The 11279-nt window shown below is 70.9% G+C and carries 12 protein-coding genes; 8 read left to right on the top strand and 4 right to left on the bottom strand.

Annotated elements, in window-relative coordinates; all coding sequences use genetic code 11:
- The 3 genes from HET64_RS30325 to HET64_RS30315 form a co-directional block, all read right to left on the bottom strand.
- On the bottom strand, positions 1-787 hold a 787-nt coding region (locus tag HET64_RS30325), incomplete at its 3' end, for a hypothetical protein (RefSeq protein ID WP_215110346.1).
- A 261-nt stretch (positions 788-1048) separates the two neighbouring features.
- The gene (locus tag HET64_RS30320) at positions 1049-1525 is read right to left on the bottom strand and encodes a hypothetical protein (RefSeq protein WP_215110348.1); all 477 of its coding nucleotides are present in this window, start codon (positions 1523-1525) and stop codon (positions 1049-1051) included.
- A 207-nt stretch (positions 1526-1732) separates the two neighbouring features.
- On the bottom strand, positions 1733-2377 hold the full coding sequence (locus HET64_RS30315) for a dihydrofolate reductase family protein (protein ID WP_215110345.1): 645 nt from the start codon (positions 2375-2377) through the stop codon (positions 1733-1735).
- A gap of 145 nt (positions 2378-2522) precedes the next feature.
- On the opposite strand from HET64_RS30315, the gene HET64_RS30310 reads away from it, so the two are divergent.
- The 6 genes from HET64_RS30310 (at position 2523) to HET64_RS30285 (ending at position 6707) form a co-directional block, all read left to right on the top strand.
- Positions 2523-3077: a flavoprotein gene (locus tag HET64_RS30310; RefSeq protein ID WP_308370405.1), complete on the top strand. Its 555-nt coding sequence runs from the start codon at positions 2523-2525 to the stop codon at positions 3075-3077.
- Between the two features lie 125 nt (positions 3078-3202).
- Positions 3203-3742, top strand: coding sequence for a hypothetical protein (locus tag HET64_RS30305; RefSeq protein WP_251146082.1), 540 nt, complete (start codon positions 3203-3205; stop codon positions 3740-3742).
- Positions 3739-4095, top strand: a complete 357-nt coding sequence (locus tag HET64_RS30300) for a transcriptional regulator (protein ID WP_308370404.1) — start codon at positions 3739-3741, stop codon at positions 4093-4095. Before HET64_RS30305 ends, HET64_RS30300 begins: the two co-directional genes overlap by 4 nt.
- A 216-nt stretch (positions 4096-4311) precedes the next feature.
- Positions 4312-4782 (top strand): cation:proton antiporter regulatory subunit, encoded by a 471-nt coding sequence (locus tag HET64_RS30295; RefSeq protein WP_215110342.1) that lies wholly within the window; start codon positions 4312-4314, stop codon positions 4780-4782.
- Between the two features lie 2 nt (positions 4783-4784).
- Positions 4785-6077 carry a cation:proton antiporter gene (locus HET64_RS30290; protein WP_215110341.1) on the top strand — a complete coding sequence of 431 codons (1293 nt, stop codon included), beginning with the start codon at positions 4785-4787 and terminating at the stop codon, positions 6075-6077.
- 174 nt (positions 6078-6251) lie between these two features.
- Positions 6252-6707 (top strand): tellurite resistance TerB family protein, encoded by a 456-nt coding sequence (locus tag HET64_RS30285; protein ID WP_215110340.1) that lies wholly within the window; start codon positions 6252-6254, stop codon positions 6705-6707.
- Between the two features lie 148 nt (positions 6708-6855).
- Here the strand turns inward: HET64_RS30285 and HET64_RS30280 are convergent, their stop codons facing one another.
- A complete protein-coding gene (locus tag HET64_RS30280) occupies positions 6856-7929 on the bottom strand; it encodes a helix-turn-helix domain-containing protein (protein ID WP_215110339.1) in 1074 nt (357 codons plus the stop codon).
- Positions 7930-8357: 428 nt separating this feature from the next.
- Between HET64_RS30280 and HET64_RS30275 the strand changes: the two genes are divergently transcribed.
- Together HET64_RS30275 and HET64_RS30270 are read left to right on the top strand one after the other, a co-directional pair.
- The gene (locus tag HET64_RS30275; RefSeq protein WP_215110338.1) at positions 8358-9044 is read left to right on the top strand and encodes a hypothetical protein; all 687 of its coding nucleotides are present in this window, start codon (positions 8358-8360) and stop codon (positions 9042-9044) included.
- Positions 9045-9286: 242 nt separating this feature from the next.
- Positions 9287-11279, top strand: a 1993-nt coding sequence (locus tag HET64_RS30270) for an SPFH domain-containing protein (RefSeq protein WP_215110337.1), incomplete at its 3' end; no start/stop codon positions are given.

Raw genomic sequence — 11279 nt, 5'->3', positions numbered from 1 at the left:
GGTCCGAGGGCGGGCGCGCCGACTCGGCCTCGTGTACGGAGACGGCGGCTTCGGGCATCTTCTGCTCCAGCCGGTGCCGCAGGAACCCCACGGCGCACCGGACCCCGTCCTGCGGCAGATCACTGCTCAGCACCTGGCGCAACTCGCTGCGGGAGACCCCGCGCCGCAGCCACTCCACCGTCTGCGCGATCAGCGAACGAGCCTCGGCGACACCGAGGCGGAGCCCCCTACTCGCATGCCGCAGCGACAACAACACCCGCTCGGCGTCGGCCTCTTCAGCGGTCAACGGCTCCAACACCTGTGCCGCGTCCGCGTCCGGGGCTTCGGTGGGTGGGTGGGAAGAGTTCTTCTCCCGTTCTTCGTCCACCGGTAGTTGATGACCGACCGTCCGACCCCTCGGCTGACCGACGGTCGGAATCCGTGCACTCGGAGACGAGGCGACACCGGCATCGATACCCGCGTCGCACCACAGCCCGAGGACCTCGGCCTCGGCCAACGGCACGTTGGCGAACAACTGCTGCGTCGCCCAACGCCCCCGCTCTCCGCAGACCCGCCGCTCATGCACGAACCCGCACATGACCAACTGCTCCTTGACCCGCTGGAACGCCCGCCCCTTGATGCCCAGCTTCCGCGCGTGCTCGGACAACGCCAGATCCCTGCCGCCGTCCGGCAACCCCTGAACGTAGAGAATCAGAACCTTCGCGTCACTGCACAGACGCGAATGACGCACGACGTCGTGCGAAGCCTTCGTGTAGCGCCGAGACGGCGCGATAGCATGCCAAAGCATCCCGGTGGACCTCTTCCACTAGTTGGGTGAAGGCCCTCGGCTCGGTGCTAGGAACACCACCGGGGGCCGCCCCATGTGCGGGTGCACACAGAGCGTGATGACGCGATCACGGTACCGCAGCCGCGAAGGCGCGCGGACCAAAAGGCGGAACACCCCACCCGACCAGGTGACTTACTGATTCCGTGGACGCGTGCACGAGGCAGACCACAGCCAAGGACACCGCCCGCCCCGCCCGCTCCTGCGGGACCCGCACTCCCCCTACTACGACTCCGCCTGCGTCAGCACCTCCGTGATCATGCGGGTCGCGAAGTCCGGGTCCTCCGTGATGCGGTTGATGTGATCCGCCAGCAGGAACGCCGTGGCCTCCAGCGGGGTCAGCTCCGTCTTCTTCCAGTCGCCGTACTGCCGGCGCCACAGGGTGGGGCTCAGGCCGATGGCGGCGGCGATGACCATGCCGGACATCGTGGGGATGGCCTCGGGAGGAATGCTCCTGGGCATCCGCCTGAGCGTCGTGACCAGGGTCGGCACCACGTACTCGATGACGTCCTTGTCGTGTGCCTCGTGGGCCTCGCGCAGCCACTTCACGTACAGGAAGATCAGCGTGCACGCGCCGTCCAGCACGTCGTCAAGGCCCTCCGGGCCCAGCGAGGAGATGAGTTTCCGGGCCAGATCCTCCTGTTCGGGATCGGCGTCGGTCCTGTCCTTGTGGACGCTCCTGAGCCGGGAGTCGATGAGCATGAGCGCCGCGCCCACGTCGCCGGCGAGAGCGTATCGGGGTTCAAAGGGCGACAAGACAGAAGACCTTCTGGGATGGCCGCCGGTGGGCAGCCTGGGGCCGGGGGGTGGCGTTCCGTTCCTCTATGTGCTCGGGCGGTTACGCAGACGACTCTCCACCATCCCCGGCCGTCCCGTCCGGCACTCGGCGGATTCGGCCGGCTCCCGCCGTCACTTCCGCCAGAACAGGTGGTGCGTCATGCCGCTCGGGCTCGGAACGACGTCCAGGTGGTACCGGTCGAGCAGTTCGTCGGGCGACTCCCACAGGTGCAGGCCGGTCCCCAGCTTCACCGGTGCGACCGCCACGTGCAGGGTGTCGACCAGGCCCGCGTCGAGGAACTCGCGGATCGTGGTGACTCCGCCGCCGAGTCGCACGTCCTTGCCATTCGCCGCTTCCCGCGCCCGGTCGAGGACCGTCGCCGGGTCGCCGTCGACGAAGTGGAACGTGGTGTCCGACAGGGTGAACGACGGGCGCTCGTGGTGGGTCATCACGAACACCGGGGTGCGGAAGGGGGGTTCCTCGCCCCACCAGCCCTGCCACTCGTGGTTCTCCCACGGTCCGCGCTGGGGGCCGAACTTGTTGCGGCCCATGATCTCGGCGCCGATGTTGTGCGCGAAGTCCCGCGTGAGGTAGTCGTCCAGGCCCCGGCTCCCGCCCGGTTCCGTGCGGTTCGGCCAGCTCGCCGTCGCCCCGGCCCAGGAGAAGAGCCGCTCGGGGTCGACGTGGCCGAACGGCCGCTCCAGCGACTGCTCCTCACCGGCGGCGATGCCGTCGCTGGAGACGGTGAAGTTCTGGACTCTCAGCAGCTGGGTCACGCGCTTCTCCTGCTTCTGTGCGGTCAACGACGGTGGTGGGACTTCACGGAGAGGGAAAACTCATCGGTCGGGGGGCAGTGATCACCTCACGTCACCTCACCACCAGATCACACCGCACGCGCATCAGCGATCCATGGGAGTCCTCGTGAGCGATCAGTCCGGCCGGCCGGCCCGCAAGCCGTTCCTGTACGTCGTCGTCTGCGCGGCCGGGGTCGCCCGTGATGCCGACCGGCTGTTCGCCGCCGCGCAGGACGCCGGGTGGGAGGTGGGCGTCATCGCCACCCCGCAGGGGCTCGGGTTCCTCGACGCGGCGGCTGTCGAGCAGCGGACCGGGTACCCGGTCCGCTCCGCCTGGCGCTCCCCCGGAGAGCCACGCCCGCTGCCCGCCCCGGACGCCATCGCCGTCGCGCCCGCCACGTTCAACACCATCAACAAATGGGCGGCCGGGATCTCGGACACCCTGGCCCTCGGCATCCTCTGCGAGGCGTACGGGCTCGGCGTCCCCACCGCCGCCCTCCCGGCCGTGAACTCCGCCCTCGCCGCGCACCCCGCGTACGTCGAGAGCCTGCGGAGGCTGCGCGGCATGGGCGTCCTCGTCAGCTCCGGCACCCCGCACACGCCCAAGTCGGGTGAGACGGCCCCCTTCCCCTGGGGGGACGCCCTGGAGCTGCTCGCGCCCGTGCTCTCCGCGCGGACCTGAGCGGCTGCCGCGGCCGCGCGCCCCCAGCGGGAGCGCCGCGTCACCGAGGAAAGTACTTTCCTCGGTGGAAAGTAAATGTCATCATGAACGTCCGCAGGCCACCCGCACCCCAGGAAGGTCCCCGCATGTCCATGTCCACGCCCTCCTCGCCGCCGCCCTCCCCGTCGCAGGAGAACGAAGGCGCGCGCCCCGACGCCTCGGCCGAGTACGCGGCCGGCGCGCTGAGCGACGTACGGCTGGCGCAGGAGCGGGCCGGGCTCCGGGCGGGGCTGACGCCTGCCTGGTACGGGCCGGCCGCCGCGGTCGCCCTGGCGGGGCCAAGCGTGGTGCGGGCCTGGAGCGACGGACGGGGCGGAGTCGCGACCGTGATCGCGCTGCTCGTGTCAGTGCTCGGGCTCGGCGTCGTCGTCGCACTCGCGCGGGCTGCCCGACGAGGAGCCGGGGTTCTGGTGGCGCGGTCCTGGACCCAGCGCCTGCGGCGGAGCCGGGTCGTGCTGCCCGCCGTCTTCGCGGCCGGAGCGATCGCGGGGCTCGTCTGCTGGGCGGCCGGCGTAAGCCAATCCGTCGCCCAGATCGGCGTGTTCGGCGTATGGGGGCTCGGTGTCTGGGGTGCTTACCTCGTCCGTAACGCATCCATCCGGCGAGCCCTGCGGGAGCTCGCGTGAGCGGCAGAGCCGGCCGGAGCGACAGACCCGCACAGGACGAGCCCCCGGCACTGGACGGCGTCATCCACCATCCGACCCGGCTGACCCTCGTCGCCTTCCTCTCCGCCTGCGACGAGGCCGAGTTCGCCGCCGTACGCGACGGGTGCCGGGTCTCCGACTCGGTCCTCAGCAAGAACGCCTCCGCACTGGAGGCCGCGGGCTACCTCCACGTACGCAAGGGGCACGTCGGCAAGCGGCCCCGGACCTGGCTGTCCCTCACCCCCGCCGGGCGGCAGGCGCTGGCCCGGCACCTCGCGGCGCTCCAGGATCTGGTGGACACCGCCCGCCGCGCGGCGGGCTCGGCCGCCACGTAGCACCACCCCCTCCCCCGTACGCGAACGACCAGGTGCGACTTTCGGCCAGGGCGGCGAGGTCGGCCAGGCGGTGGTTCAGGGGAACGCCCCGTCACACCGGCCCGTACGGGTTCCGGCCGAGGCCCCTCGACCGATTTTCGCCGCCCGATAAGGTAATGGCCGGATAAAGAGATCGCCAAGTGCGCGCGCCACCGCCGCACGTCTCGGGAGGAAGCCATGGGAACCCGCCGTACATCACTGCCCGGAGTGGGTGCTCAGTACGACTTCACGACCGAGACGGGCCAGCACATCTCGGTCGTCGTCCACCACGACGGCCGCCGGTTCATCGGGTTCTACGAACAGGACGACCCTGATGCGTGCCAACTCTCCGTCCCCCTGACGACGTCCGAGGCCACCGCGCTCGCTCACCTCATCGACCCGGCGCCCATCGACGCCGTACGGACCGATGGCATCGACCTCGTCACCGAGCACATCCCGCTCGGGTCCCGCTCCCCGTACGGCGGGCGGCTGCTGGCGGAGACGCGGGCGCGGACCCGGACCGGGGCGTCCATCGTGGCGGTGCTGCGCACCCACAGCGCGCACCCGTCGCCGGAACCGGATTTTCGACTGGCCATCGGGGACACACTCGTCGCCGTCGGTACGCGTGAGGGCGTCGACGCGCTCTCCGAGATCATTGCGGAGGGCTGACCGTGCATGACACGACTGCGTTGCTGGTGGAGCTGGGGGCCGTCATCCTCGGGCTGGGGCTCGTCGGGCGGTTCGCCGGGCGGATAGGGCTCTCCCCCATCCCGCTGTACCTGCTCGCCGGGCTGGCGTTCGGGCACGGCGGGCTGATCCCGCTCGACGCCAGCGAGGAATTCACCATGGTGGGCGCCGAGATCGGCGTCATCCTGCTGCTTCTCCTGCTGGGGCTCGAATACAGCGCGTCCGAGCTGGTCACCAGCCTCAAGACGCAATACCCGTCCGGCGCCGTGGACTTCGTGCTCAACGCGACGCCCGGCGCCGTCGCGGCCCTGATCCTCGGCTGGGGCCCCGTGGGCGCGGTCGCGCTCGCCGGTGTCACCTGGATCTCGTCGTCCGGGGTGATCGCCAAGGTCATGACCGACCTCGGCCGGCTCGGTAACCGCGAGACACCCGTCATCCTCGGCGTCCTCGTCATGGAGGACCTGGCGATGGCGGTGTACCTGCCGCTGCTCACCGCCATGCTCGCCGGGGTCAGCCTGGCCGGCGGCAGCCTCGCGCTCGTGATCGCGCTCGGGGCCGTCGGACTCGTCCTCTACCTGGCGCTCCGCCACGGCCGCCTGATCAGCCGCGCGGTCTCCTCCGACAACCCGGAGATGCTGCTCCTGGTCGTCCTCGGCCTCACCGTCCTGGTCGCCGGGGTCGCCCAGCAGCTCCAGGTGTCCGCGGCCGTCGGCGCGTTCCTCGTCGGCATCGCGCTCTCCGGCGAGGTCGCCGAGGGCGCCCGCAAGCTGCTCACCCCGCTGCGGGACCTGTTCGCCGCCGTGTTCTTCGTCTTCTTCGGGCTCTCCACGAACCCGGCCGACATCCCGCCGGTGCTGCTGCCCGCGGCGCTGCTGGCCATCGTCACCACCTTCACCAAGATCGCCACCGGCTATTACGCGGCCCGGCGCGCCGGGGTCGGCTCGCGCGGCCGCTGGCGGGCGGGCGGCACCCTCGTGGCGCGCGGTGAGTTCTCCATCGTCATCGCCGGTCTGGCCGTGGCCACCGAGCCGCGCATCGGCCCCATCGCCACCGCGTACGTCCTGATCCTCGTCATCGTCGGCCCGCTCACCGCCCGCTGGACGCAGCCCCTCGCGGCGAAGATCGAGGCCCGTCGCGGCGGCGACGGCGACGGCGACGGGAAGAGCAAGGACACGAGCGACGCGGAGAAGGAGCCCGTCGCGAAGTCCGCTCCCGAGCGCCGGCTTCCGTCGCACGACGACCTCACCCCCGAACCGGCGGGCGAGACGCGCGAGTAGCCGCCTCCGCCCCCTGCCGTTCGCGGCCCACGACGAAGCCCCCCGACACCCTCACCGTGTCCGGGGGCTTCGTCGTGAAGGCACCCCGCACCCCGCCGTCGACATCTACACGCCTGTAGAGTTGCACCGGTACCGGGTCGGTTCCGGATTCGCACCGCTACGTAGGGAGACGTCATGGCTCTGTGGGATCGCATCAAAGAATCCGCGTCGTCGATGCAGACACAGCTGGAGGCGAAGAAGAACGACCTGAAGTCGGGGTCGTTCCGGGATGCGAGCATGGCCATGTGCGCCCTCGTCGCAGCGGCCGACGGTTCCATCGACCCGTCGGAGCGTCAGCGCGTCGCGACGCTCATCTCGACCAACGACGTCCTGCGGAACTTCCCCGCGGACGACCTGCAGCGCCGCTTCAACGCCTACGTCGACCAGCTCACCGCCGACTTCGCGTTCGGCAAGGTCAGCGTCCTCCAGGAGATCGCCAAGGCGAAGAAGAAGCCGACCGAGGCCCGTGCCGTGGTCCAGATCGGCATCGTCATCGGCGGCGCCGACGGCGACTTCGACCCCTCCGAGCAGGCCGTCGTGCGGGAGGCGTGCTTCGCGCTCGACCTGCCGCCGCACGAGTTCGACCTGTAGGGCCCACCAGGACCGCCGGTGCGGTCGCGCGGGCCGGCAGGACCACCGGTCCGCGTCCCCTCCCCACCGGCAGGCCGGGGGTGCGTCACCCCCCTGAGCACCCCCGGCCACACCTTTCGCCCGCCGGCGCGCGGCCGTACGCCGTCCGTCACAGCTCCTTGGCCGGCCAGTCCAGCAGCCGGGCCCCGATGACCGCCGTCTGCAGGCTGTAACGGTGCATCGGATCCGAGGGGTCGGACCCGGTCAACTGGTGGATACGCTCCAGGCGGTACGTCAGCGCCCGGACGCTCAGCGCCAGTCGGCGGGCGGTCTCGGCGGCGACACAACCCGCGTCGAAGTAGACCGCCAGCGTGTTCAGCAGCGGTTCCGCGCCGCCCCGCGCCTTCTGGAGCGGGCCCAGCTCGCTGCGCACCAGATCGGACATCGCCTGCCGGTCCCGGGTCAGCACCGGGTAGACCATGAGGTCCGAGGCGTACAGCACGGGATCGTCCATCCCCATCCGGTCCGCCAGATCGAGGGCTTCGAGCGCCTCGTCGTACGAGTGGACCACCCCGCCGGGGCCCTTGTGCGGGCGGCCGACCGCGACCTGGCCGCCGTCCGTCGCCGCGTGCGCCTGCTTGGCGAAGTAACGCAGGACGTCGGGCTGACTGCCCGGTGCGATGCAGACGATCCGGCCGTCCTTCGTCGTCAACAGGATCTTGCGGCCGCTGAACCGCGCCAGCAGCGCCGCCTCCACACTGCGCGGCACCGCGTCCGTCTCCGTGTATGCCTCCGGGCCGGACGCCACGGCCACCGCGTGCGCCCGGGAAAGCCGCAGGCCGAAGCGGGTCGCCCGCTCCGCGAGGCGCACCAGATCGCTGCGCCCGTAGAGCAGGTCGTCGATGAACTCCCGGCGCGCCGCCTCCTCCCGGCGCACGGTGAGCCGCTGGGCACGCTCGAAGCCCTCGGCGAACGCGTCGACCGCCTGCTCCACCGCGGCCAGGACGGCGTCGGTCGTGGCAGGGGAGTTTCCGGCAGCGGACCGGGGCCAGGCCTGACGGGTCTGTGCCAGATGCATCGTCACCAGCGCGCGGAGCTGATGCCCCGCGTCCGCCGCCGCACGGCCCAGCGCACGGCGAGCTTCCAGCTCGTCACGGGTCAGGCGGCGGCCGGTGAGGGCGACTTCGCCCAGAATGTGGGCATAATTTCCCAGCATTTCCTCGGGAATCCTCAGCTCGGCCACGCACTCTCCTTCAGCCTTGCAACAGTCTCGTCATTTCCCCAACGCACACGGGGCGGTGCCGGTGCCCGGCATTAGTGAAGCGTAAAGATTGCCGGGTTCCGGCAATGCGCTGTACCGGTCCCGGATGACACGATCAGGTCAGCAACAACACGGGGGAAAGCACACGGGGGAAGCACGGGGGAAGCACGGGGGAGCACGGGAAACGGGGGGACGAAAGCCCCTCCCGGACCCTGGATCCCGGACCGTCCACGGGGGATCGGGGACGGTCCGGGATCCGGAATCCTGGATCCGGGATCCGCGGGAGGAGTCCCTGGGGGACGCCGCGGCGCCGGGCCCGTCACCGCCCACCGCCCGCCGCCCCTGTACCGGATCACACGGACGCGCACCGCCCCAGGGCCCGTGCGCAGAACCGCAGGGGGGTGGGACCGTTGGGCGAATTCCTGGGCGCGACACTCGGATTCCCCGCCGTTCTCTTCGGCGCCGCTCTGGTGGTCGTCGTCTGCTTCTGGCTGCTGGTGCTCGCCGGGGCCGCCGGTCACGACTCCTTCGACACGGACCTCGACACCGGCCCGGCCGGTCTCGGCGGCGTCCCTGTCTCCGTCTCCGTCTCCCTGCTGGTCGTCTTCGCCTGGTTCGGCAGCGTGACCGGCACGGTCCTGCTGCACCGGAGCGAGACCGGCAGCGCCACCCGCGCCGTGCTCGCCGTCGCCGTACTCGCCGGGTCGCTGTTCCTCGCCTGGGCGGCCGTCCGCCTCCTCGTCCACCGCTTCCGCCGGTACTTCCCGGCGGAACCTCCGCCATCGCGGCTGGACTTCGTCGGGAGCCTCTGCACGATCCGCACCGGCTCCGTCACCGCGACGTTCGGCCAGGCCGAGGTCGTGTCGCACGACGGATCGACGGCCATCGTGCAGGTCCGCACGGCCGAGCCGTTCCCGTACGCCTCCCGGCTCTCCGGGTCCGCCGCCGAGGAGGCACCGCTCGTCATGGGCGGCTCCGGACTCCTCTACGCGTACGACGAGGACGGCGAGTTCTTCTGGGTCTCGCCCTACGACGCGGCGCTCGATCCGGGTCCGAACACCAGGCCGCACGAGCTGCCGGGCGGGGCGACCGGCTGACCCGGACGGGCCACCGGACGGCCGGGCCACCGGGCCGCAGGACCGCCGGGACCGCAGAGGGACACCGACTCCAAGCCTCACGGGAACCGGCCCCATGCGTCCGGTAATCCGGGCCACCGGGACCTCAAGCCTCCGCGTACCACCGTCGTCGCCGCCCACCGGCCGCCCGCCCCCGTGACGGGCAGGCCACCACTACTTCGCTTGTTCCTCTTCCGTACCGACAAGCCGCCAAGGACTCTTCAATGGATGCCATCTCCTTGGGCATCGGCGTGCTCATCGCCGTTGTCCTGCTCATCGTCGTCGCCATCGCCTTCGTCATCACCCGGCTGTTCCGCAAGGTCGAGCAGGGCAAGGCACTGATCATCTCCAAGACCAAGAAGGTCGACGTCACCTTCACCGGAGCCGTCGTCCTGCCCGTGCTCCACAAGGCCGAGACGATGGACATCTCGGTGAAGAAGATCGAGATCCACCGCGCCGGGCGCGAGGGTCTGATCTGCCAGGACAACATCCGCGCCGACATCCAGATCACGTTCTTCGTCCGGGTCAACAAGACCGTCGAGGACGTCATCAAGGTCGCCCAGTCCATCGGTACGGCACGGGCGAGCGACAAGGCAGCCATCCAGGAGTTCTTCGCAGCCAAGTTCTCCGAGGCGCTCAAGACCGTCGGCAAGCAGCTCGACTTCGTCGACCTCTACACCAAGCGCGAGGAGTTCCGGGACCGGATCATCCAGGTCATCGGGACCGACCTGAACGGCTACCACCTCGACGACGCCGCGATCGACTTCCTTGAGCAGACCCCGATGGCTCAGCTCGACGGGGCGAACATCCTGGACGCGCAGGGCATCCGGAAGATCACCGAGCTGACGGCGATCGAGCACGTGCGCACCAACGAGTTCCAGCGCACGGAGCAGAAGGAGATCACCCGCCAGAACGTCGACGCCCGCGAGACGATCCTGGAGCTGGAGCGCCGGCAGGCCGAGGCGGAGATCAAGCAGCGCCGCGAGGTCGAGAGCCTGCGCGCCCGTGAGGAGGCCGCCACCGCCCGGGTGCAGGAGGAGGAACGGCTCGGTTCGCAGAGCGCGTTCATCAGGACCGAGGAGCAGCTCGGCATCCAGCGCGAGAACCAGGCGCGGGAGATCGCCGTCGCGCAGAAGAACCGCGAGCGCGTCATCGCCGTCGAGAGCGAGCGCATCGAGAAGGACCGGATGCTGGAGGTCATCGGGCGCGAGCGCGAGACCGAGCTGAACCGGATCGCCGCCACGAAGGAGGTCGAGGCCGAGCGCCGCGAGGTCGCCGACGTCATCCGGGAGCGGATCGCTGTGGACCGCACCGTCGCGGAGCAGGAGGAGTCGATCCTCACCCTGCGCGCCGTCGAGGACGCCGAGCGGTCCCGCAGGTCGGTCATCATCGCGGCCGAGGCGGAGGCGCAGGAGAAGCTGGTCAAGGACATCAAGGCGGCCGAGGCGGCGGAGGCGGCCTCCACCCACCTGGCGGCCGAGCAGCTCACGCTCGCCGAGGCCCGGCTCAAGACGGCGGACCTCGACGCGCAGGCCAAGCTGCGGCTCGCCGAGGGCATCCAGGCCGAGACGGCCGCTCCGGGGCTCGCCGCCGTACAGGTGCGGGACGCGGAGGCGGACGTCACCGAGAAGGCCGGTCTCGCGGAGGCGGAGGCGACGGCGGCCCGGCTCAAGGCCGAGGCGGAGGGCTCGCGGCTCAAGGCGCTCGCCACGGCGGAGGGCACCCGGGCGCAGGCGACCGCCGACGCGGCGGTCATCGGCGAGAAGCTGAAGGCGGAGGCCGCGGGGCTCACGGACAAGGCGGCCGCGATGGCGGCGCTGGACGAGGCGTCGCGCGGGCACGAGGAGTACCGGCTGCGGCTCGACGCGGAGAAGGAGATCCGGCTGGCCGGTCTCGACGTGCAGCGGCAGGTCGCCGAGGCGCAGGCGACGATCCTGGCGACGGGTCTGGAGAACGCCGACATCGACATCGTCGGCGGCGACTCGGTCTTCTTCGACCGGATCGTCTCGTCGATCTCGCTCGGCAAGGCGGTGGACGGGTTCGTCGACAACTCGCGGACCGCGCAGGCGCTGGCGGGGACGTGGCTGGACGGATCGTCGTCCTTCACCGACGACATCAGCCGGGTGCTGGGGTCGTTCTCCACGGGCGATGTGCAGAACCTGACGGTGTCGGCGCTGCTGATGCGGCTGATGGGGCCGGGGGCGTCGGGGGCTGTGT

It is taken from the genome of Streptomyces sp. McG3, assembly GCF_018619185.1.
GTDB lineage: Bacteria > Actinomycetota > Actinomycetes > Streptomycetales > Streptomycetaceae > Streptomyces.
Note: the sequence above shows the minus strand (reverse complement) of the source record. Positions and strands in the feature narration are given on the sequence as shown.

What these genes read in the sequence shown, in the direction of transcription:
- HET64_RS30320 (WP_215110348.1), bottom strand. Translation starts at nt 1,525, where the DNA reads ATGCTCATCGACTCCCGGCTCAGGAGCGTCCACAAGGACAGGACCGAC.
- HET64_RS30305 (WP_251146082.1), top strand. Translation starts at nt 3,203, where the DNA reads ATGTCCATGTCCACGCCCTCCTCGCCGCCGCCCTCCCCGTCGCAGGAG.
- HET64_RS30295 (WP_215110342.1), top strand. Translation starts at nt 4,312, where the DNA reads ATGGGAACCCGCCGTACATCACTGCCCGGAGTGGGTGCTCAGTACGAC.
- HET64_RS30285 (WP_215110340.1), top strand. Translation starts at nt 6,252, where the DNA reads ATGGCTCTGTGGGATCGCATCAAAGAATCCGCGTCGTCGATGCAGACA.